Consider the following 21,651-nt stretch of genomic DNA (forward strand, 5'->3'; position numbering starts at 1 on the left):
ATGCGCCAGAGGCGCGGTTTAGATCCGTTAAAAGAATCCATAAAGAGTTACGCCTGCCCACTCCTAGCGCGAATCGTTGACTCTCCACGAGTCGCGGATTTGGCCCGTTCCCAAAATCCCGTCGCTTCGTTCCCAATGTCCCGAAGTCCGCGTTCCCAATGCACCGTGATTCGGTTCCTGAAGTCCCGTGGCCTGTTCCCGAAATCCCGTGCGGGACCGAGGCGTCCACAATGAGTAAAACATGTTTTACTCTGCCGGAAAGGCCCGGAAAACCGGGGTTTAGAGCATATGCGATCATGGCATGTCGCGGTATATCCGTGTCTTGCGCCGGACACAAAAGGGGTTCGTCCAAGAATCGCACTAGTGTCGCTTTGCTCTTTCCACGGGATATCGGGAACACGTCGGTGCCAAGCATATTCGGTGGTCATTCGATAGGCAGCGCGCGGCAGCCCCCCTGCGAAGCTCACGCTTGAGCACGGGATTTCAGGAACGCGGGCCAGGGTAACCGTATCCCGCGTTGATCGGCCAGGTTGCAGAGCTCAGGAGGATGCTGTGCGGCAATGCGCCTTAAGCCGGAGCACTCGTGCAGGCGCTCCCATGGTCTGGCGGTAGCTAGCCCTGGACTGCGTCGGGCGATGGGCAGTATTCTCGCCTTGCCTGCGGCCATCGACGGTACTTCAGGAACGTCCCGCTCTGTCAGGAGCATTTCCGATCATAGCCTGTCGGGTCGGCTTGTGAGTTGGGCGGACTGCATTCCCGCTGATCGAGTGATCGCAGACAGGAGCAAGCACGCTGATGTGCGCATTTCTGAGGGTCGCCTTGGCTGTTCCTGAAATACCGGGCCTGGCAGCCAACGGCCCCGCCTCCAGGCGTGGGGGGACGCCGTGAAGCCGGTCGCAGGCCCATGTGGGTGACTGGCCTTCGGATTCTGAACCGCGTGAGCACCGGGGATCGACCCATGATCGCCTTTTCCATGAATCAACTGTCGCAGCCTTAGCCGCAGCGTGCCGTTCGAATAGGGAAGGGAGGAGAGCGTGCGGCCGTAGGCGGGGACGCGGGTCCGCGAGAGACCATGCCACGCTGAACAGATGTTCCAGCATAGCGGGACTTGGTTTCATGAGATCGGTGGACAGATCGCGGTATTTCAGGAACGCACCGTGCGCCGCCATCCTGGGAGCTTGCCCGGGAATAGGATGGCCAAGCGGCTATCGAATGAAGGAGAGTCGGAAGGGCAGGGCAGGGGGCCTGCCCGGAACGGACAGGTCAGATCGCGGAACGTTGTTTGGTGCAGAAGGTCGCGAAAATCTGGGTGATGTTACTGGCGTCGAAAGCGATGTCGCGCGATCTCAGGAAGTTCCTGAAATCATTTGCAACAGCCTCGTGATCGCGCTGCGGCGAGGGAAGATTAGCCCGGGCAATCGCTCCAAAAGCACCAAAGGCGATCGATCCCTGCAAGGGGAAACTCACGGGCTCTTCCTCGGCAGCGGCGGTCCCGGGCTTCGAGGCGTCAACGGCGGGCGCGAAGCCGCTTGAAGGGGAGGGGGAGGGGACTTCATCCAGAGCACGTTTGGCCATCCGAAGGAACGGCTCGCCGCCATCGCGCTGAAGAAGTTCCAGCGAATATCCAGGAAGACTGTTCTCTCGTGCGATTTTCGTCATCTCGAATTTGAAGCGACGATAATCCCCCTCCGCGCCCGATTTCTCGTACAATGTCGGCATGGAAATCGAGAATCCGTCAGGGCCGGCTCCGCCCGCATGTTTGCGCGCTACGCGATAAAGCCAGCGCTCTCGCCCACCCGTCAGCGAGAAATAGGCCGGATCGATGGCAAGTACGCCGCCTTCCATGAGAACGCCATCATAGAACCATTTGGCCAGCGTAATCCGCATCCCGCGCACTTGCCCATTGCGGTCCTTGAGCTGGCTGTGGCTGTCGATCCAGGAAAAGGTGGTTTCCACCGCATCGCCCGAGCGGATGTTGGTTTTGACGGTCGTCGACTGCAGGCGGTCCAGTGCATTGCCGAGCAATTCATAGGCCCTGCCGCCCACATCACGCTTGAGCGTTGAAAGCATGTCATAGGGGACGACGTGAAGGGTTTGGGGGATGTCGTTCACACCCCGCCTCTTGTGTTCGATCAGGACCGAGGCGCAATAAATCAGGACGTCCAGATCATAGATGGTCGCAAGGCCATATTCCGAGTTGGCGCTGACGTGAACCGTCACCTTTCCGTCGGGACTTACATAATCGATCGGCTTGAGGCGCTTGCGTTTTGAAAGCGAGAAAAAGGGACGCTCCATCGTCTCGCGCTGATCGCGCAAGGGCAGGGCGGTGAGCTGCGGGAGGAACAGGTCTACCTGACTGTCGTCTCGACCGACCTTCTTGGAAACCATTGCCATTCCCCGGATAGCGTCTGGTAAAACATGTTTTACCGATTAGTAAGGTATTGTTTTAGCGCGAAAAAACTATTTTTTGCTGAACTTCGCGGCCTCGATGACCGGGCGCAGGGCCGAGAGAATTTCGTCTACGTTGATCGGCCTTCGCGGATTGATGTTGATCGTAATTCCGCGCGCCCGTGTGTCAGAGACAATCATGCCGATCTGATCGCCGTCCAGGGCATTGACCGCGGCTTTCACGCGGCGCGCGGGCTCCCGCCTTACCGGACTGGCCGAAGCAAGGCGCTGGAAGACTTGCGGGCCTTCGATTGGAGTCTCTCCCGCCGTTCGCCGTTCACCTTGCTCGCGCGTAATCTCTCTTGCGACCTCCAGGATCGCTTCACGCAAACCTGGTTGCTTGAGGAGGGGAGACAGCTTCATGCCGTGACGAACCTTGATATCGGCCGGATCTGCGAATGCCCGCACCACATCGTCGGGCAATTCGGCGAGCTGCAGCAGATTGTGCAGGTTCTGCTTCCCGATCGCGAGGCGATCGGCCATATGGCTGCGGATGCCGTTATAATAGGCGTCGACCGCGTGAAGATAATTGCGCGCTCGCTCAAGGTCGGTGACGTCCTCGCGCTCTCTGTTCTCTATATCGGCGAGCCGGAAGGCGCCTTCATCGTCAAGCGTTTCAATGCGCGCGATGAGATCAATCTCGGCGTGGTTATTCTCGCGCAGCCATGACACCGAAAAATGGCGCCTGGTCCCGACGATCAGTTCATAGGGCTTTTCACCGTCCGGCGTCCGGCGGACGACCACGGGTTCCCGGTTGCCATTCTCCTCCTTGATGGAGTCGATAAGGGAAGCGCAACGCTCATAGCTAAGCCCGGCATAATCACGCGCATTGCCCGGCCACACGCTGCATTCGTCCGGCCGTACACGGATGGTCAGCCGCTTTACGGTGCGCGCGATCTCGTCAAAGGCCACCCCGCGCCTCTCCAGGAAGGAGGGGGCGGCAGGCTCGCGACGAGATGGTTCAGCCGGTGCCGCATGCGGCGCCTCTGGTTCGGAAACCGCCGGCGGCGAGCCGAGGCTGTCGATGGCAGTTGTCAAAAGACTGCGGCGTCGTCCCGCTCCGCTGCTCATGCTGCCTCCGTCAGGCGATCAGTGCCGAGCTGCACGATACGCGACGGCCACTGCTTGCAGATATCCTTTTCCAGTTCGCGGAAGACTGAATTGAGATTGTTGCGGCACCGCGTATAAGTCTGATGCGAACCATAGGGCTTGTTGATTTCGTAGACCGACGACATTGCAATGCCGGCGTTCTTTATTTCCTCCGAGAGCAGGATCGGAGTGGATAGCATCTGGCCCGCATAGGTCTTTTCCATGACCTGGAGCATCTGCGCTTCGTTCGTGCGGTTCGGCTGAAACATGGTGCAAACCACGCGGATGAATCCATAGTCGATCGACGCATCGAACTTGGATACCAGACTCATCGCTTCCCGGCAGGTCTGCATGAAATGAATGGTGGAGAGATAATCAAGCTGGCGGGCAGGAACGGGGATCAGGAGGCCGTCCGCCGCGCTCAGGGTATTGACGCCTAGAAAGCCCATCGCGGGCGGCGGATCGAGAATGATCACGTCATAATCGCGGCGGACTTCCTCCAATCCGATACGCAGCATCCGGAAGGCCCCGGCGATCGCTTGAGGGCCTTCCTCGATCGTCGCCGTCAGTTCCCATTCCGTGTCCTGCAATCCCAGATTCGCCGGGCAAATATCGATATTGGGCCAGGCCGTGGGCCTGATGGTCTTGCGGAACGACTCCGCCTCATCGATACGGGGAGACAGGAAATTGGAGAGTGTATGCGTCTCGTCCACCAGTCCCTCCAGATCGACGTCGAACATGACGCTCATGGAGGCTTGGGGATCGCAGTCGACGACGAGGACGCGATAACCGCGTAACGCCAGATAATCGGCGAGATGTTTCGAAGTGGTGGACTTGCTCACGCCGCCCTTGAAGTTCTGAACCGCGATAACCACCGCCCGTTCGTCGGGCAGCTTGCCCATCTTGATGCCGAGCGTCTCGCGAATGGCGATCAGATCTTCTACGGTGTAGAAGCGGCGGCCATTATTGGAAACCTTTGGAGCGGGAAGGCGCCCGCGAGCTTCAGCCTTGGCGAGAGCCTCCGGAGTTCGCCCGAGAAACTCCGCAGCGACCGTGGCGCCCATGGTGATGTTGAGGGTCTTGCGGTCTGATGGGTCGATGGCGGCGCGGCGCAGAACGGTTTTCGCGTTCTCGCAGGAGCTGATCATCGTATCCAGTATCTGGCCTGACAACATGGCCCGCCCCCCAAGCTCTCGTTTACCATAGTCGGTTCGTCAAAAAAGGCCGAATTTCGCCTGCAAGCCCGGACATATAAGGCGATTCAGGAGGGTTAGTCAAATTCTCCCGCAATGCGCCAAGAAATCAGGACAGCGCACGATTCTCGACATCTGTCGCAGACAAACAGCGGCATGGTCCTCGCCCATCGTCTGGTACCGATCGCAGCGTTTCCGTCCTGCCGCTTACCAGGCGAAAGAGGTGAGCGGCAAGCGAGCGACGCGCTTGCTGCCGGTTGGTCTCGAAGCCGCACACGCACCCATCAACAGCGGTGTGCGAGGGACGGCACGAGATTATGGTGAGCGCAAGCCGTATCCTGGCTGGGTCTGGTCTTCCTTCCGTCTGTCAAGCTCTCCGCTCACTCAGCAATTTTTGAGCTGTTCAACGGTCTTATCGACGTCCACCCGCGAGTTTGGCAGCATCCGCCGCTGCGCGACCTGCGTTCGTCGCCCCGCTCAGACCCTTGCGCCGATTGAGCTCGGCCGTCTCCGTGTTGTGGCGAATGGAGGCAGCGAGGGCATGCCGTTCCGCAATCGACAGCCGCGACGCCTCATCCTTGCGCACGGCTGCTTCCTGTGCATTTGCAGCGCGGACCTGGGCCTGCATCGCCTGTCCTTCGAGGACGGCGTTCCTGGCCTCCTGCGCTGCGGCTGCAGCGCGCGAATGAGCGATCGCGACAGCCCCGGCTCGCTCAACGCACGCCAGATATTCGTCGTGCAGGTCGGCATCGCGTGCCAGGCGCGCTTTTGCCGAGCGGATGATTTCGAGCTTGGCTTTCAGAAAATGGTGATGCCAGAAGATGCTGATCCAGCAGAAGAGAAAGAATAGCGCGACGACCAGCCCCATGACCTGGTCCCTGCCGAGTTCGTCGGACATCGAGTGGATCGGCGTGGAAAAGATCATGAAAAATCCTATGAGAATGAACCCCGCGCATGCGGCGGTTGCGCCGTAGAAGGCACCCTGTCCGGCGATCCAATGCCGTTCGGAATTTTGCCGTGGCCACAGGTCGGTGATTTCATAGATGTTCATTAACGCCGAACGCTTGTGGGCGATGTTCGCGATATAATTCTGCAAGAACGTCATGATTGCCAGCCCTTCCGTGTTGTCATTCCTCCTATGAACGGATGAGGTTGTGAACGTCTTAAGGCGCCGCGGCAGCGTCATCGAGCCTTCTTTACGGACAGGACGCTGCGAAGGTGTCCGGCGCCGGTTCGAGGATCTCGGCGTTCTGCGCCGTGTGGCCAAAGAGCAGCTGTGCTCTTGTCGGGCAGATGGATGTCAGCGCCCATATTATCTGGAAGGCGAAATGGTCCGAATTGGACATTGGAACTATCGTTCCTGGAGTTTTGGCATGCTTTTCGGCGCGCTGCTGCGCACCGATCCGTCGGCGGGCGTGAGGACGCGTAGATCGCCCGGGAAGTTGCGCTTGCATGCGACCTCCTGTTGGCGGGCATCAGCCGTTATGATCCTGTCGCCGCACGCGGGTGGATGCGACCATTGATCCTTTGTCGAACCATGGCCATCGCAACGCCCTTATGCGCCGCTGGCATTTTCATGGGCAGGCTGACATTCTCATCGGACAGGTGCGAGGCTTGTTGAGCCCGTTGGGATGGAAAGCCCTGGAAGATGACTGAGGGCGGCGAATTGATGGCCATCCAGCCAGGTGGCCCCATCATGAGTTCGCGCAGCCAGCCCTGAACGGCAGCCGGGATCCGCCTGACTTTGCCGCAAATCCGCCCCACAAAGCCCCTTTGCTCACCGGTCGGTGTCAGCCGGATCGACGCGGGAGAAGCTCAGGCTTTCCTGTCCCACGCTGCCATCCCGTCGTTCGTAATAAACGCCATCCGATAAGGGAGACAGGTGAAACAATGGCTGCCGGGCGCCATCGATCAGAACGATCTGGCCATCTGGCGCGACGAACCACGCAAAGACGTCCTCCGTCGGCCTGGGTGCGCAATTTTTATCCATGTCGGTCGCGTCGCCATGGCCACAATACCAGGGCAGGGCGAACTTGGCGACGCAGGCTTGATTGGCCTGGGCCGCATAGCCTCCGATGGTGCGCTCATCGGTCAGAATGATCCTGCAGGCGCGGCCGCCCTCACGATCTTCGGCCAGTTGGTAGATGCCTTTTATCCGGCGCGCGTTGGCGTCTGGCGCTTCGGGCAAGCCATCGCCGTTCCGCGCAGCAGACGATGGATGGTTCCCTGCGTTCATGTCGTCGGCCGAGTATGCAGGGACGGTGGCTGACGCCATGGTCAGGAACAGGGCTCCGAGGGAGGCGACAGGGCAGGGACGATAGCCCCTCATTGCGCCGTCACCGTCGCGGAGTAGCGACGTGCCGGTTCATCTCTGAAACGGGTTGTCCCATTTCCCAGCAACGTCTTGCCAACAGGCACGAGACCGAATTCGAGCGTCGCCGTGCCGGGCTTGTCGGCTTTGTAGGTGAACACCGCCAGATCCGTGCCCTGAGGGCCGGCACGGGGTTGAATGTCCAGATCCTGGAACATGAAGGGAGCTGCTTCCATGACGCCCGTGGCTGACGCCCAGAGCAGATTGTCGGCGGCGCGATAGGGCAAGCGGACGGTAACGATCCGGCCTTCCAACCTATGCGTGCCGCGCGGAAGGGGAGCGATTGCACCCGAAATATCCTGGGGCTGGGCTGCCCGGTTCTCGCCGGCGATTGGCGAGGAGCCGCAACCAGGCGACAGAATTATCAAACCGCCTGCAATCGCCAGGAACGCGCTTCTCATCCAACAGCCCCCTGCTATCGGGAAAGAGAATGATGCCCCCTCCCGGAAGGGCACGCCATACCGCTCATCATCGCTCCGGTATTGAACGAACCGGACATCAACTGAGCAGCGACAGGGGCCGCACGGCGCCAGCTCGGCTTCGCCCTTCCAGCGTGGCATAGGCGATGTTCCGCCGGTCGCGCGCGAAGGCGGTCGGCGTCCAGCCGACAAACCGCCGAAAATCGCGGATCAGATGCGACTGATCCGCAAATGGCTCCAAGGCCCGTTCCAGTCCCGCCTCGCCATGGGCGGTCATGATCGCGGCGGCGCGCAAGGCGCGATATTTCATCGCCAGCGTTTTTGGCGAGACCCCATAAAGATCAAGCGTCAACCGGCCGGCTTGACGGTTGCTGACGCCCAGTTCCGCACGCAGCAGATCGAGCGAGAGTGCGGCGCTTCGCTCCAGCCATTGATCGATCGTCGCGGTTCTGGCCAGAGTGACGTCGGACAGATCGCGTGTTTCCTGGAGCAGGAATGATTCGAGTACCGCGACCCTGGCCGTGTCGCTGGCCGCACACATCAAACGGTCACACAGCTGATCGATCTTGCAGTCACCCCAGATCGAGGTGGCATCGATGATGCGATCGCTGAATTGCGCAGCGGGCGCTCCGACGAAAGTGAGCCAGCCCTGGGGTAGCAGACCCGTTGTCACGATCTCGGTCCCTGGCGCCAGGTGCATCCCATAAGCCGCGCTCGTTGGCCCAAGCAGGGTCACTCTGGGCGCAGGCATGACCGGGCCGCCAAAGGCATAGCTGCTGGCTCCAGCCAGCCGGATATGGAGATTTGGGAGCATCGCCGGCAGAATTTCGAGGGTCGGCGCGATCACCTCGGCCACAATGGCATGGGCGGTCAATCGATGCTGCAGCTTGAGAGAAGGAATATAATAGTCCAGTCGCATGCCCCGCTCCTCGGGCCGCACGATATGCGGTGCCCCCTCTTGCATCATTCTCTGGCTGGAACAGTAACCAGATGCCCGTCCGGGACAATCGGGCCTTAGACAAATTTCGCAAAGTGACCGGAATGCAGCAGTCGATTTCGAGGCCGGGCGGTTCATGATCCTGAGGTGGCGCGTTGACGTTCATGACACCGGCCTTGTTGGCCACCCCGCCAATCGCAAGCCGCCTGGATCGCGCGCAATATGGAAGCGACCAGCTGGTTGCCCGTCTCTGCCGGCAAGCGGAAATAGATTGACCGATCCGATTACAATGACGCGCTATTTGATGGGGACACAAGGATTGCGCTGCCGTAATAATCGGCCTCAACCTGCAAAAGGAGGACGAGCAGAGTGGCCAAAACACATCCGAGCGCCGGCCAATGCCCCGTGACGCAACTGACCACGGCATTTGGCGCACCTGTGCCTGACAATCAGGACAGCCTGACCGCTGGTCCGCGCGGCCCTCTGCTGGCGCAGGACGTGTGGCTGAACGAGAAGCTTGCCAATTTCGTGCGCGAAGTCATCCCTGAACGGCGCATGCATGCCAAGGGATCGGGCGCTTTCGGCACCTTCACTGTGACCAAGGACATCACCCGCTACACGCGCGCGAAAATCTTCAGCGAAATCGGCAAGAAGACCGAGATGTTCGCCCGCTTCACCACTGTTGCCGGTGAACGTGGCGCAGCCGATGCCGAGCGCGACATTCGTGGCTTTGCCCTGAAATTTTACACCGAGGAGGGCAATTGGGACATGGTGGGCAACAATACGCCCGTCTTCTTCCTGCGCGATCCCCGCAAGTTTTCCGATCTCAACAAGGCGGTGAAGCGCGATCCCCGCACCAATCTGCGCAGCGCCACCAACAATTGGGATTTCTGGACTCTCTTGCCCGAAGCGTTTCATCAGGTGACGATCGTGATGTCAGAGCGCGGCATCCCGAGAAGCTATCGGCACATGCATGGCTTTGGCAGCCACACCTACAGCTTCTGGAACGAAGCGGGCGAGCGCTTCTGGGTGAAGTTCCACTTCAAGAGCCAGCAGGGCATAGAAAATCTCACTGACGCCGAGGCGGCGGTTCTGGTGGGCGGTGATCGCGAATCACATCAGCGTGATCTTTATGAAGCGATCGAGCGTCGCGAGTTCCCCAGATGGAAGATGTTCGTCCAGATCATGACCGAGGCGGAGGCCGAGACCTACCGCTTCCACCCGTTTGACCTGACGAAGGTATGGTACAAGGCGGATTATCCCCTGATCGAGGTCGGAGAGTTCGAACTGAACCGGAACCCGGAGAATTTCTTCGCCGATGTCGAGCAGTCGGCTTTCGCGCCGTCAAATCTGGTGCCCGGGATCGGTGTTTCGCCCGACAGGATGCTTCAGGCGCGCCTGTTCAACTATGCCGATGCGCAGCGCTACCGGCTGGGGGTTAATTATCATCAGATCCCGGTCAATGCCGCGCGCTGTCCGGTGTTCAGCAACCATCGCGATGGCGCAGGGCGGATGGACGGCAATTATGGCGGCCGGCCGCACTATGAGCCGAACAGCTTCGGCCAGTGGCAGCAGCAGCCCGATTACGCCGAGCCGCCGCTCCGTATCTCCGGCGATGCCGCTCACTGGAATTATCGCGAGGATGACGATGATTATTTCACCCAACCTCGCAAGCTGTTCCGGCAGATGACGCCAGCGCAGCAACAGCACCTGTTCGACAATACCGCGCGAGCGCTGGGCGATGCGCCCGGGTTCATCAAACAGCGCCATGTCGACAACTGCATGCGTTGCGATCCCGCTTATGGCGCGGGTGTGGCCGCAGCGCTGGGATGAACCGACCTCCATGCCGGCAGCGGCATGGAGGCTAAGCAGCAGGGCCACGGTGCGAAAGGCGCCATCCTGTCCAAAAGCCGTGCGCGGCATCTGCCGTGCACGGCCTTCCTGCCGCCGCCCGCATGACCGCGTTCAGACGATGCCGCCGTTCGCCCGCAACACCTGACCATTGATCCAGCCGCCATCGGGTCCGGCAAGGAACGCCACCGAGGCCGCAATATCCTCAGGCTGGCCCAGCCGTTCAAGCGGGGAGAGACTGGCCAGGGCGTCGATCGCATCCTGGGGCTTCCCATCGAGAAACAGGTCGGTTGCCGTAGGGCCGGGGGCGACCGCATTGACCGTGATGTTCCGACCGCGAAGCTCCTTCGCCATCACATGGGTCATCGCCTCGACCCCGGCCTTGGTGGCGGCGTAGACCGCATAGCGCGCTTGATAGAGACCTACCACGCTCGAGGAGAGATTGATGATCCGTCCCCCCTGGCGCAGGCGCCTTGCCGCTTCGCGCATCATGTTGAAGCTGCCTTTGAGGTTGATCGCGACCTGCGCGTCGAACAGCGCGTCATCACTCTGCGCGACGCTCGCGAGGCGCATGATGCCGGCATTGTTGACCACTATATCGACGCCGCCGAATGCGGCCTGCGTCGAATCGAACATGCGCGCCACTGCGGCTGCGTCGCTTATGTCCGCCTGAGCGGGCGTGGCCTTGCCGCCAGCCGCCTCGATTGCCCCCACCAGCTGCTCTGCGTCCTGGGCGCCGCTTGCATAATTGACGATCACCCTGAGGCCGTCGGCCGCCAATCTGCGCGCGATCGCAGCTCCTATGCCGCGCGAGGCGCCGGTCACGATGGCGATCCTCGTTTGATCTTCACTCATCTGTTTTCTCCGGAAATTGTCAGGTCTGCCAGGGGCGAATCTGCATATAGGCGCTGGAGCAGAGGGGATAATGTCGCTAGAAATGGCATCACTGTACGAAAAATCGGAACAATGGACGCGCCATGGACCGGATTGATGCGATGCGCCTTTTCGTGCGGATTGTGGATCGGCGCAGCTTCACCCGGGCGGCCCAGGATCTCGACTTGCCGCGATCGACAGCCAGCCAAATCGTTCGGCAGCTGGAATCGCGGCTCGGCGTGCGCCTGCTCCAGCGCACCACGCGAACAGTTCGCCCAACGCTCGATGGTGAGGCCTATTATCGCCGTTGCCTTGCCATCCTGGACGATATCGAGGATGCTGAGGGGGCCTTTCTCGGCGCGTCTCCTCAGGGCATGCTGCGCGTGGAGGTGCAAGGCACGATTGCACGGCATTTCCTGATGCCAGGCCTGCCGGACTTTTTAGACAGGCATCCGCAGATCGAACTCTCCTTGAGCGAGGGCGACCGCTGGGTTGATATGGTGCGTGAAGGCGTCGATTGCGTGCTGCGCTATGGCGTGTCGCCCGACAGTGAGCTTGTCGCCCGAACGGTGACGACATTGGAACGCGTCACATGCGCAGCGCCAGCCTATCTTGACCGCCACGGTCGGCCGCACGTCCTTCGGGACCTCGTGCATCATCAGGGCGTGGGCATTCGGGCGATGAGCAGCGGTCGCCAAACGCCATTCGAATTTGTGCAGTCCGGCGCACGAACCCAGATCGACGTTCCAACCCGCCTTGTCGTAACAGGCACGGAAACCTTCCGCAGCGCGGTCCTGCTCGGATTGGGACTGGGCCAGCTTCCCCTGTTCCACATTCAGCGCGATCTTGATGCAGGACGCCTTGTGCGGCTGCTCGCCGATTACACCGTTCCACCGGCGCCCGTGTCCTTGCTCTATCCGCCCAACAGGCAGCTTTCGCCGCGCGTGCGGCTGTTCCTCGACTGGGCTGCGGCACGCTTCAGGACCGATCCTGGTTCCCTGTGAGGCAGCCGGGAGGGCCCGCTGGACCGAACAAGGACATGGATGTCCTTTGTTGCTGGATCGTCCGCTTATGAAAATCTATCCCGGCGGCAATTATCCGGCCGAGGAGCAAACCGTGGGAAGAAAGAGTGAGGCGGCCGCCTATGGCGCACTGATGATCGTGATGTTGCTTTGGGCCGGCAATTCCATTGTCGGCCGGGCTGTTCACGAGCAGATCCCGCCCTTCACGCTGGCTTTTGTCCGCTGGAGCGGCGCCGCGCTCATCCTGTTTCCTTTCGCTGGCCGGCCCATGGTCGCCGATCGGGCGCGGCTCAGGCAGAGTCTCCCCGTCATCCTGCTGCTGGGCGTCGTGGGCATAGGCGCCTTTAACGCCTTCCTGTACGCCGGACTCCGTTACACGAGCGCAACCAATGGCCTGCTGATCCAGGCCGCTATACCCGCGATGGTGTTGCTCGGCGACCGGCTGATCTTCATGCAACGGGCGCGGGCATGGCAGGTGGCGGGGGTAGGCCTGTCGACCCTTGGGGTCGCGCTTGTCATCCTCAAGGCCGATGTGCGGACGCTCATCGAGATGCGTTTTGGCCTGGGGGACGCCCTGGTGCTGGGAGGCGTGATCGCCTGGGCGCTCTATACCAGTCTCTTGCGCCTGCGACCGCCAATTCATCCGCTGAGTTTTCTCCAGGCCACCTTCCTCATCGGCGTCATCTGCATGCTCCCGCTGGCCGCGGCGGAATGGCTTGGCCAGGGCTTTCCCGAGCTGGCGTGGCCGGTGATCGGCGCCTTCGTCTATGTCGCGACGCTGCCCTCGCTCCTTGCCTATATGCTGTTCAATGCGGCCGTGGCGTCGATAGGGGCTGCAAAAGCGGGCCAGACCATTGCCTTGATGCCCTTGTTCGGGGCTGGCCTGGCCAGCATTCTCCTTGCTGAACCCCTGCATGGCTATCATCTGGCGGGAATGGCCTTGATCCTTGGAGGCATCATTCTGGGTGCTCGATCGGGCCAGGGGAGGGGCGTTCGTCCCGGAGACATGCCGGCAGACCCGCCCTCAATCGAGGGGCAGCGAAAATGACCCGACCGTTCAGGCCGGGTCAGGTAAAAGAAAGCTGAAATAGCTTCCTTCGGGTCGCGTTTCATCCTGTGGCCGACAAATATGTCCGCGCCTATCCGGGTTTTTCCCGGAGCCTTCAGGTCCGCTCATCATCGGAGGGCCAGCGCTTGCCGATCAACGGTCCGAGAAGGTTCGGCAGGGCAAGTCTGCGCCTTACCGGGCCAATGCAATCAGTTGCGCCAGACCATTGGCGCCCGTCTTGGCCATGATTGACGCCCGGTGATCCTCGACTGTCTTGGGGCTGAGACCGAGCAACGCTGCGATCGCCTTGTTGCTGTGTCCCTGGACGAGCAGTTCGAAAATCTGTCGTTCGCGGGGCGTAAGCGCGCCGGTGCGCGCGAGAGTCCGCCGCCTTTCCCTCGCCCAGCCAGCCCCCTCGTGGACGGCGGCGAGCAGCCGTTCCTCGTCGAGTGGCTTTTCGAGATAGTCGAGCCCTCCGTATCGCCGCACCGAATCCACTGCATTGGCTGTCGTTGGCCAGGCGGTCATGAAAATGATCGAAACCGCTGCATCACGCTCCCTGACCCGGTCGGCGAAGGTGAAGCCGTCAAGATCGCCCATCATGACGTCTGTCACGATGCAATGGGCCGGGGCGCGGGCATGAACGTCAAGCAACGGCGCCGGATCGAGAAAAGAGGTGGCATCAAAGCCGTGGCGCCGCAGCAGCCGGGCGACGCTGGCCCCCAGATCGAGGTCGTCGTCGACCACATAGACCCTGGCTGCGTCGTCGGGCCTCATGCCGTTTCTCCGATTGCGGGGAGAGAAATGGTGGCGATCACATCGCCATAGGGGGTCAGGCTCCGCGACACGGCGCCACCATGCGCCTCGACAATGGCGCGGGCAACCAGCGTGCCCACGCCCATGCCGCCATGGGGCGCTATGTCCGCGCCATGGCGGTTGGTCACGATAATCTGTATGCGGGGGCCTTCCCGGGCCGCCGCGAGATGCACCGTTCCATCGCTCGCCGCCTGGATGGCGTTGTGAAGCAGATTAACCACAGCTTGCGCCAGTTCGACTTCCTGAGCGAGCACGACAAGGTCGGGATCTACAGGGGCGACCTTGAGCGTAATGCCTCGGCTCTTCGCTTCCGGCGCGACGAGCGCAGCGACGCTCTCGATCAAGGCCGACACGGGAAGCGGCGTGGGTTCGTCGACCACACGGCCGCCATATCCACGCAGCCGGCGCACGAGATGCGACAGGGTTGCGGCCTTGCGGTCTATCAGCGCGGCGCTTTGCGCGATTTCAGGGTCGGAAACGCCCGTGATGGCATGCAGATGCTTCGCCTCGATCGCCAGCGTCGACAAGGGCTGGCTGACTTCATGGATCACAGCGACCGACATGGCGCGCAATGTCTTGAGCCGTTCGGCCTGAAAGAGCAGGCGATCCCGTCGTTCGACATCGACGCGCGCCTGTCGCTGGGCGTCGGCAAAGCTACCGGCGAGATAGCCGACGACGACAACCGTCGCGAGGCTGAGATGCAGTTCCAGACGCGCTGCGGTCGTCATGCCCTGTGCCGTGTGCGGCAGCATCAACAGGGTGACAACCAGCAACGCAAGCCATACAGGCGCCCGGCCGAAGCGCAGGCCGATCCATGCGACGGCCAGGATGACGGGCATGGGCTGCATGCCCAGGCCTACGCGCCGGAGGATTTCGGTAAGGCCAATAGCGCCCAGCAGCAGCGCAGTGCTCTCGGCCAGCGCCGGCCACCAGCCAGTGTCGATCCGCAGCCGGGGACGGCGCCGACGGGCGAACATCTGCGTGATCCACAGCAAAGGCGGGGCGAGCATCAACACGCCCAACAGATCGCCGACGGCAAAGGCTGCCAGCGACGTGATCATGTCCCGCACGCCCTGCACACCGGTCAGGTCGGGACGCCACAGCGCCTCGGGCAAGGCAGAGAGCGCGGCCACGTTGGGCGCTGCCACCGCTGCAAGGCCGAGCGGCATGGGTGGGACGAGCACATTTGCCCGCGACCCGCTCGCCAGCCAGCGGATCGCCGCGACGGTCGCGCCATAAGCGAAAACCGGCCGAACGATACCCCATAAGGTTAGCGGCCAGTCGGGCACGCCAAGTGAAAAAAGGCCCTTTGCCGTGCCGACGAGGATCTCAACGATCGCAATGAAAGGCGTAAGGCGAGCTCCGGCATGCCACAAAAAGGCGAGGCGCAGTCCGGCGGCAGGGTACCAGAGTGAATAAAAGCCCGTCCCGCCCCATGCTGCCGCGATCCAGTGCGTAAACGCGAATCCCGCCGCGTAGGGACCAAGAAGCAACAGGACCTGCCGGTCGGGCAGCCATGACCACGCGCGTTGCTGTGCGGCAGGAGCAGGAAAAGATCGATGCATCATCCCGCTTGTCTGACAGCGGAGATTTCTCGATAAAAGCCGGAAAATACCCGGGACCGCAGCGTTCGACGATCTTCTCAAGTATCTTGCCAAGACCATTTCCAGTTTCCCCTGACCTGCGCACAATGGGCAAGCCTTTTGTACCTTCACCGCCCCCAGGCTGGACGATGCGGCATATTCATTTGCGTCCTTGATGATTGTGCGGTCAAGCAATCGCAATATCAGGGTGATACTCGATATTCACCTTTCTATTCGGTTTCTTTCGACTCCCGGACGAAACAAGGATAGAGCGGCCGGATCCGGCATGGTTCAGGCCCTTTTCCTTGCCGGAATTCCCGAGGCCATTCGGGTCGCAAGCCGGCGTCGGGGTCCCGGCGTCATCGCGTTTGCGTGGCGCCGGGACGATTTGCCGTCCGGCCTGTCGCCGGCAGGCTGTTTCGGCCATTTCTGTCCATGATTGGGACGAGCGCAAGCGCGGCGTTGACCATGTCCGCGACTTGATATTACGGCACCGGCTTTATCCGGGAGAGGCAGGGAGCACCAGAAATGGGGGAAAGGATCAAGTCGAGCCTTGGACAGGCAAGCGGGTCGCAGACGTCAAGTATGGACTGGGGGCTCACAGCTGGTATGGCGTTGCTGACGGTACTGGAGCGCCGCGCGCCGGGTATCAAGGACGAGGTCCGCGACGAGCTTGCAAGCTGGGCGAGGAAACTTGAAATGCAGTCCGACCCTGCCAAGCTAGCTCAGGCGCGCAGCATCAGGCAACTTCTTACAAGCTCCATATTCAATCGCTGATGATTGATCGCTGCAATGACGTGGTCCTGTCCTAAGCTTGAGGCGAACGGCGCGGGCCATCTGGCGCGGCTTGGCGGCTCGCTCTTCCCGGGGACGGACGGCGTCGGCGATTCGGGACCACGGCGTCGAAGATGAGCATTGAAGCATCTGACGAGCATTCGAGAAAGGAACGGCGGTCAGATCAAAAAGATCATCTCCATTGCGCCTTTACTCCGATTTCGAGGAAAGGCGGATCATTCCTGCTATATGATCCGGGTTGGAGCTCGGCTATTTGCCGAGCATTTCCTTGCTCATCGCCTCTGGCGCGGATTGTTCCAGAGCGATCACGAGCATCGCTGCAAATGTTTCTTCCGCCCGCTGTCTAATCGCTGGGTCCTTGCGCGCGAAATCATCGCGGACCCATTGGGGGATGCGCTCCAGGATCGAGCAGAAGGCGGTGGCGGTCCCAGTCATGAGACCGCTATGGAGCCTGACGGCCTTTCATGCAATGCCGGGAGGATCGGCAAGGATTCACGTCCAGCCATTTTTTTGCGAATACGCAAAGTCGTTGCACGGATGCTTTGCGAATATTTATGGATCCCTTTGCGGAGAAAAGGAGGGCAAAGGGGGCCGATGGGCGGAGGCAAATCGGCTTTTGCGTAAAAATCCGGCTCGCGGGGCGGTGGATCGGGGCGGGCATTGACGGCGCGAGCGCCTCTATATCCTCGCCGCAGGTGAGAAGCAGCTGTGTCCTTCCGGCGTTTTGCCCAGGCGCATAGGAAAGCCATAGTAACTCACGTCCGGCAGTCGCGATATCGCTTCCATGCAATCAAGCCCCATGCGACCTGTTGTAGAGCTCCGGACCAAGGCTATCATGCACCCTTCTGGTCTTCTCGCCCGCCATGCCCCACCGCCCCTGCGAATGGCCAGGACATGAAGTGGAGCGCGCCGCCTGTGGCGCGGAAATTTTCGCTTGGAGCGCGTTTCGACCGTCAGGGCCGCAGGTCAGGACTGGCAGATGCCAGCGCGTGGATGAAGGCGACCGCACTGTTCTGTCTGGCGCTCTGCGCGTGCCGGCCAAGTGAAGCCGAGCTCCTGGAACAGAAATACCGGCGGTCGGTGGACATTTATGGCCAGCGCAGGAGTTGCGCCGATGAGCATCTGATTACCAAAGCCTGGGCGCGCGAGGGCAATCAACGAAAATATATGCAGGCCAAGGTTCGTGAGAAGCGGCAATGCATGCGCGAACAGGCGCGGATGTACGAGCTCTATCCGGACTCCAGGTCCGTTACTTGAGGCGCAGCTGGGCATTTATGGCCCGACACGACGCGACGTTTCAATCCGTGGACAAGCTGGCCTCGCGCCGGGCACTCAATTGCGCCCGTAAGCTGGCGAGGGTCCGCTCATCCACCTGTGGGCGTTCGGGCGCTCGTTTTCCCTTACGCAGCGCCCTGCGATCCCTCTCGGGCGGATCGACCAGGCGAACGCGCACAGCCGCGTAGCCCTGCCTTCTGATCCCCAGCTGTTCGGCCGCGCCACGCGACAGGTCAATGATGCGTCCCCGCCCTGCGAACGGCCCCCGATCATTCACCCGCACGAGGATGGTCCGGCCCGTGTCGAGCGCGGTTACCTCGACATAGCTTGGCAGCGGCAACGTCGTGTGGGCTGCCGTTACTGCCTTGGGAATGAAGCGTTCACCATTGGCTGTCTGGTTCCCGCTCTCGCTGCCATACCAGCTGGCATAGCCCAGATAATCATATGTGGGGTCAGCAGCCGGCACATAGGTCGCCCCGCGCACGACATAGGGTTTGCCGATACGCACCGGCACGTCGCTCACGGGACGATATCGGGTTCCACCGCCGCAGCCCGCAAGCATTCCCATCGCCGCCAGAACACAGCCGCACCTGATCGAAAGTCCGCGATTCATGCGTCGGCTTTAGCCTGACCCCCGCGGCAGGAAAACCCGCCTTCCATGTCTTTGCGGGCATTCGTCGTGCGATGTGACCCGCCACGGCCAGGCCCATTGATGGAATATTTGTCTGGTTGAACGGCAATCGGTCCTCGAGCGACGCGGATCCTTCCGCGCGCATAGGAAAGCTATAGTAACGCTATGCGGATGGCGAGGATATCGTACCTGTCACCTGCCCCATTCCTCAGACAACCTGCCCTCGAAGATCCCGTCATGGCTGTCACGCTCCCCTTTTTGCTCCTGGCCCTTACCGCCAGCGCGGACCGCGAAATGGCGGCACTTGCTGCCAAGACGCCCGCCGCATCGTCCCAGCAACCGAGCCCCTGGCGCCAGGCGCAGGGGCGCATCGGCGTGGCGCGAGATGCCGCAATCGTCGCCACGATCGATCAGTGGCGCGCGCTTCAACGCAACAACGACCTGGGGTTTGCCGCCTATGCGCGTTTCATCATGGCCAATCCGGGTTGGCCCGACGAAAGCCGGATGCGCCGGTTGGCGGAAGCCGGCATCGATCCTGACAGAGACGATCCAGAGCAGGTCATCGCATTCTTCTCCCGATATCCTGCGCGCACGGCGACCGGCCATGCCCGCCATGCCATGGCGCTCATGCGCGCGGGGCGAAGGAATGACGCCAGGATCGCGGCGCGGAGCGCCTGGGTGGGAGGCGCGCTTGCTCCTCATGACGAAGCGCGGCTTTTGTCGCTGTTCGGATCCGGCTGGACAAAGGCCGATCACGACCAGCGCGCTGACATGCTGCTGTGGGGCAATGACCTGGCGGGAGCAGAGCGCATGCTGGCCTATGTCACGGCGACCCGGCGGCCGGTCTACGAAGCGCGGATCGCTTTTCGCAGGAAGGGAAAAGATGCGGCCGCGCGCATGCAGCGAGCCGAAAGGCTGGGGGTCGCGGACGCCGGTTACATCGCCGACAAGGTGAACTGGTTGCTTGGCAGCGGCAACGCGATCGCCGCGCGGCAATATCTCGCCAATCGGCCAGTGCTGATCAGTCGGCCTGGGAACGCCGAGAAATGGTACGAGACATTGCTGGCGCACGCGCGAGGCGCTGCCAGGGACGCCCAGTGGAGTTTCGCCTATGCGATCGCCAGCAAGCTCGACGACGCCTATATGACCGGCACAGATGTCAGCGGCCGGCCGATTGGCGAGCGTGACGATTATACCAGCCTTGCCTGGCTCGCGGGCATGACCGCCTTTTACAATCTCGGCAAGCCGAAGGACGCGATGAGGATGTTTCATCGCTATGCGGCGGCGGCCAAGTCTCCCCAGACCAGATCCAAGGGCTTTTATTGGGCCGGCCGCGCTGCGCTCCAGGCCGGCAAGAGCGCGCGCGCGAACGGCTTTTTCGAGCAAGCCTCTGCCTTTCCGAGGCAGTTTTACGGTCAGCTCGCCCTCGAACGGCGGGGACGAGCGATCCCGGCTCCTTCTGCGGCCGGCCATGCCATCAAGATCTCCACCGCCCAGCGCACCGCATTTGCGAACCGATCAGTGGTACGCGCCGTCAAGGCGCTGGGAGAGATGGGCTATTGGGCGGATCAGAGCAAATTCGCCCGCGCCATCGCCAATGATGCAGATAGTGCGGCGGACTATTATCTTGCCGTTGAACTGGCGAAAACAATCGGCCGGCCCGACATGGGCGTGATGGCCAGCCGTCGTGCGGCCTCGAATGGTCTTTCGGGCTATGCGGGCAGCGCTTTCCCGCGCATCACGGTGCCCCCTCGGGCAAAGCAGAGCTGGACCATGATACATGCCATCGCTCGCCAGGAGAGCCAGTTCGACCGGAAGATCGTCAGTCGCGCAGGGGCGCGGGGGCTCATGCAGTTGATGCCTGGTACGGCCCGTGAACAGGCTGGGAAGCTGGGCATGCGCTACGCGGCCAGTTCACTCGATGAGCCTGATTACAATATCGTTCTGGGTTCGTCCTATTTCCAGCGGATGCTGAGCTATTTCAAAGGCAGCTACCCGCTTGCCGTGGCGGCGTATAATGCGGGCCCGGGCAATGTTAACCGCTGGATCAGGGCCAATGGCGATCCCCGCAAGCCCGGATCCGACATCTTGCGATGGATCGAACAGATCCCGCTCTTCGAGACGAGAAATTATGTACAGCGCGTGCTGGAAAATGCAGTGGTCTATGAGGCGATGAACCCGGCCCATGCACGGTTTGACGGCTCAAAGGCGCCGCTGTCGGAATATCTGGGTAAGTCATCATCGGGATGAGGCGGCCGCGCGGCCCCGTCTGCGGCCCGGCTTCTCGTCAGTCCCCGGAATAGGTGACGATCACCCGATTCATCGTACCGCTCGTCGTTATCGCGATCGCGGCCTTTCTGTCCTTGGCGGCCGCCGACAGGACGCCAGTGCCGCCGGACTGGAAATCCGAGGTCTTCTTGAGGCCGCCGGCCATAAATTTGTCCCGATAGAACGCCATGATGCTCGAGGCGTCATCCCGGGTTTCTAATGTCACTTCATGCACGTTTCGTCCCGAAGCGGAGCTGTTCACCGCTGTTATAACCGACGCTGGATATTGCGGCGCGAACGCAGGCATGGTGATGGTGGGAGGCGCCGTTGCCGCGGGCAAAGCGGGAACCGCCCGCTCGCGCGCAGCCTGGGCTGAAGGCTCTTCGTTCCCCGCGGCATTGTTCGCCACGGACGGCTTGACGTCATCAGGATTGCAGGCCGCCAGCATGGCCAGTCCAGACAACATGAAAAAGCGCATTTGCAGCTCCTCCTCTTGTTGATTGTGCGTGAATGCCGTTTCTCTCCAGAAATTGCAGGTGACGAGCGCTTGCGCTCAGGACTGTTCGGCAAGGGCAGGGGAGGCCTGACAGGACAACCGGTCGGCGATCGCCGCGCGTACAGCGGCTGCGGCCGATAAGGCCCGCAATGCTTCATCGTCCGACAGCCTGTGCAGGACCAGTTCCGCCGCGGCCTGATTGGTGATCTCGCCCCGGCAAAGCGATTGTCGGCCACCTTCCCCATCGGCAAAGAAAATGCCGTCGATGACGCCGGCCACATACATGGAGCATTGGCCGTAATTGGGGTTCGAACATATCTCGAACAACTGGTTGCCCGAGAAAAATGCCGGTATGTCTCTCGTGCCCTGCGCGGCATTGCCGGGCGTAGCCCGAAACGCCAGCGCCAGAACCAGGAGAAGGACTGCGCGGTTCATGACTTTCTCCTTGGATAAAAGGCAACGGCTCGCCCTCTGACGGCCTTCCAGCGGGTGACGAGTAGCCGGTCGCGGGAAATCGCTGGAAAAGGGCCTGTGTT

General features: G+C 61.4%; 21 protein-coding genes. 6 read left to right on the forward strand and 15 right to left on the reverse strand.

Translation table 11 applies throughout. The annotated features are described in order from the left end of the window. Window positions 1-1,263: 1,263 nt before the first annotated feature. The 8 genes from TZ53_RS24700 to TZ53_RS24730 form a co-directional block, all read right to left on the reverse strand. Window positions 1,264-2,388 carry a replication initiator protein A gene (locus tag TZ53_RS24700; RefSeq protein ID WP_044663510.1) on the reverse strand — a complete coding sequence of 375 codons (1,125 nt, stop codon included), beginning with the start codon at window positions 2,386-2,388 and terminating at the stop codon, window positions 1,264-1,266. A 72-nt stretch (window positions 2,389-2,460) separates the two neighbouring features. After that, complete coding sequence (locus TZ53_RS24705; protein ID WP_044663511.1) at window positions 2,461-3,519, reverse strand: ParB/RepB/Spo0J family partition protein; 1,059 nt, start codon at window positions 3,517-3,519, stop codon at window positions 2,461-2,463. Continuing rightward, window positions 3,516-4,712, reverse strand: coding sequence for an AAA family ATPase (locus TZ53_RS24710; RefSeq protein WP_044663512.1), 1,197 nt, complete (start codon window positions 4,710-4,712; stop codon window positions 3,516-3,518). Before TZ53_RS24710 ends, TZ53_RS24705 begins: the two co-directional genes overlap by 4 nt. Window positions 4,713-5,142: 430 nt before the next feature. Further along, window positions 5,143-5,835 (reverse strand): hypothetical protein, encoded by a 693-nt coding sequence (locus TZ53_RS24715; RefSeq protein ID WP_044663513.1) that lies wholly within the window; start codon window positions 5,833-5,835, stop codon window positions 5,143-5,145. Between the two features lie 377 nt (window positions 5,836-6,212). Continuing rightward, window positions 6,213-6,407 (reverse strand): hypothetical protein, encoded by a 195-nt coding sequence (locus TZ53_RS27315; protein ID WP_172668355.1) that lies wholly within the window; start codon window positions 6,405-6,407, stop codon window positions 6,213-6,215. 100 nt (window positions 6,408-6,507) lie between these two features. Beyond that, window positions 6,508-7,005, reverse strand: a complete 498-nt coding sequence (locus TZ53_RS24720; RefSeq protein ID WP_157009887.1) for a hypothetical protein — start codon at window positions 7,003-7,005, stop codon at window positions 6,508-6,510. 50 nt (window positions 7,006-7,055) lie between these two features. Further along, window positions 7,056-7,502, reverse strand: a complete 447-nt coding sequence (locus TZ53_RS24725) for a hypothetical protein (protein ID WP_044663515.1) — start codon at window positions 7,500-7,502, stop codon at window positions 7,056-7,058. Between the two features lie 97 nt (window positions 7,503-7,599). Then, a complete protein-coding gene (locus tag TZ53_RS24730; RefSeq protein ID WP_157009888.1) occupies window positions 7,600-8,595 on the reverse strand; it encodes a helix-turn-helix domain-containing protein in 996 nt (331 codons plus the stop codon). A gap of 231 nt (window positions 8,596-8,826) precedes the next feature. Here TZ53_RS24730 and TZ53_RS24735 point away from each other — a divergent pair, with 231 nt between their 5' ends. Beyond that, the gene (locus tag TZ53_RS24735) at window positions 8,827-10,290 is read left to right on the forward strand and encodes a catalase (protein ID WP_044663517.1); all 1,464 of its coding nucleotides are present in this window, start codon (window positions 8,827-8,829) and stop codon (window positions 10,288-10,290) included. 132 nt (window positions 10,291-10,422) lie between these two features. Here the strand turns inward: TZ53_RS24735 and TZ53_RS24740 are convergent, their stop codons facing one another. Next, complete coding sequence (locus TZ53_RS24740; RefSeq protein WP_044663518.1) at window positions 10,423-11,163, reverse strand: SDR family oxidoreductase; 741 nt, start codon at window positions 11,161-11,163, stop codon at window positions 10,423-10,425. A gap of 122 nt (window positions 11,164-11,285) precedes the next feature. Here TZ53_RS24740 and TZ53_RS24745 point away from each other — a divergent pair, with 122 nt between their 5' ends. Together TZ53_RS24745 and TZ53_RS24750 are read left to right on the forward strand one after the other, a co-directional pair. Then, complete coding sequence (locus TZ53_RS24745; RefSeq protein ID WP_044663519.1) at window positions 11,286-12,185, forward strand: LysR family transcriptional regulator; 900 nt, start codon at window positions 11,286-11,288, stop codon at window positions 12,183-12,185. A gap of 112 nt (window positions 12,186-12,297) precedes the next feature. Further along, on the forward strand, window positions 12,298-13,251 hold the full coding sequence (locus TZ53_RS24750; protein WP_044663614.1) for a DMT family transporter: 954 nt from the start codon (window positions 12,298-12,300) through the stop codon (window positions 13,249-13,251). 192 nt (window positions 13,252-13,443) lie between these two features. Here the strand turns inward: TZ53_RS24750 and TZ53_RS24755 are convergent, their stop codons facing one another. Further along, complete coding sequence (locus TZ53_RS24755) at window positions 13,444-14,028, reverse strand: response regulator transcription factor (RefSeq protein WP_044663520.1); 585 nt, start codon at window positions 14,026-14,028, stop codon at window positions 13,444-13,446. Further along, a complete protein-coding gene (locus TZ53_RS24760; RefSeq protein ID WP_238320203.1) occupies window positions 14,025-15,356 on the reverse strand; it encodes a sensor histidine kinase in 1,332 nt (443 codons plus the stop codon). Before TZ53_RS24760 ends, TZ53_RS24755 begins: the two co-directional genes overlap by 4 nt. A gap of 879 nt (window positions 15,357-16,235) precedes the next feature. On the opposite strand from TZ53_RS24760, the gene TZ53_RS24765 reads away from it, so the two are divergent. Next, a complete protein-coding gene (locus TZ53_RS24765) occupies window positions 16,236-16,427 on the forward strand; it encodes a hypothetical protein (RefSeq protein ID WP_157009890.1) in 192 nt (63 codons plus the stop codon). Between the two features lie 267 nt (window positions 16,428-16,694). Here the strand turns inward: TZ53_RS24765 and TZ53_RS24770 are convergent, their stop codons facing one another. Next, window positions 16,695-16,880 (reverse strand): hypothetical protein, encoded by a 186-nt coding sequence (locus TZ53_RS24770; RefSeq protein WP_044663522.1) that lies wholly within the window; start codon window positions 16,878-16,880, stop codon window positions 16,695-16,697. Window positions 16,881-17,339: 459 nt separating this feature from the next. On the opposite strand from TZ53_RS24770, the gene TZ53_RS24775 reads away from it, so the two are divergent. Next, window positions 17,340-17,702: a hypothetical protein gene (locus TZ53_RS24775; RefSeq protein WP_044663523.1), complete on the forward strand. Its 363-nt coding sequence runs from the start codon at window positions 17,340-17,342 to the stop codon at window positions 17,700-17,702. 40 nt (window positions 17,703-17,742) lie between these two features. Here the strand turns inward: TZ53_RS24775 and TZ53_RS24780 are convergent, their stop codons facing one another. Further along, the gene (locus TZ53_RS24780; RefSeq protein ID WP_044663524.1) at window positions 17,743-18,333 is read right to left on the reverse strand and encodes a septal ring lytic transglycosylase RlpA family protein; all 591 of its coding nucleotides are present in this window, start codon (window positions 18,331-18,333) and stop codon (window positions 17,743-17,745) included. 312 nt (window positions 18,334-18,645) lie between these two features. Here TZ53_RS24780 and TZ53_RS24785 point away from each other — a divergent pair, with 312 nt between their 5' ends. After that, window positions 18,646-20,601, forward strand: coding sequence for a lytic transglycosylase domain-containing protein (locus TZ53_RS24785; RefSeq protein ID WP_238320204.1), 1,956 nt, complete (start codon window positions 18,646-18,648; stop codon window positions 20,599-20,601). 37 nt (window positions 20,602-20,638) lie between these two features. Here TZ53_RS24785 and TZ53_RS24790 read toward each other — a convergent pair whose 3' ends face one another. Further along, window positions 20,639-21,097: a hypothetical protein gene (locus tag TZ53_RS24790; RefSeq protein WP_044663526.1), complete on the reverse strand. Its 459-nt coding sequence runs from the start codon at window positions 21,095-21,097 to the stop codon at window positions 20,639-20,641. A gap of 75 nt (window positions 21,098-21,172) precedes the next feature. Then, window positions 21,173-21,550 (reverse strand): Rap1a/Tai family immunity protein, encoded by a 378-nt coding sequence (locus TZ53_RS24795; protein ID WP_044663527.1) that lies wholly within the window; start codon window positions 21,548-21,550, stop codon window positions 21,173-21,175. Between the last annotated feature and the right edge of the window lie 101 nt (window positions 21,551-21,651).

The sequence above is a fragment of the Sphingobium sp. YBL2 genome (assembly GCF_000943805.1).
Taxonomy (GTDB): Bacteria; Pseudomonadota; Alphaproteobacteria; order Sphingomonadales; family Sphingomonadaceae; genus Sphingobium; species Sphingobium fuliginis.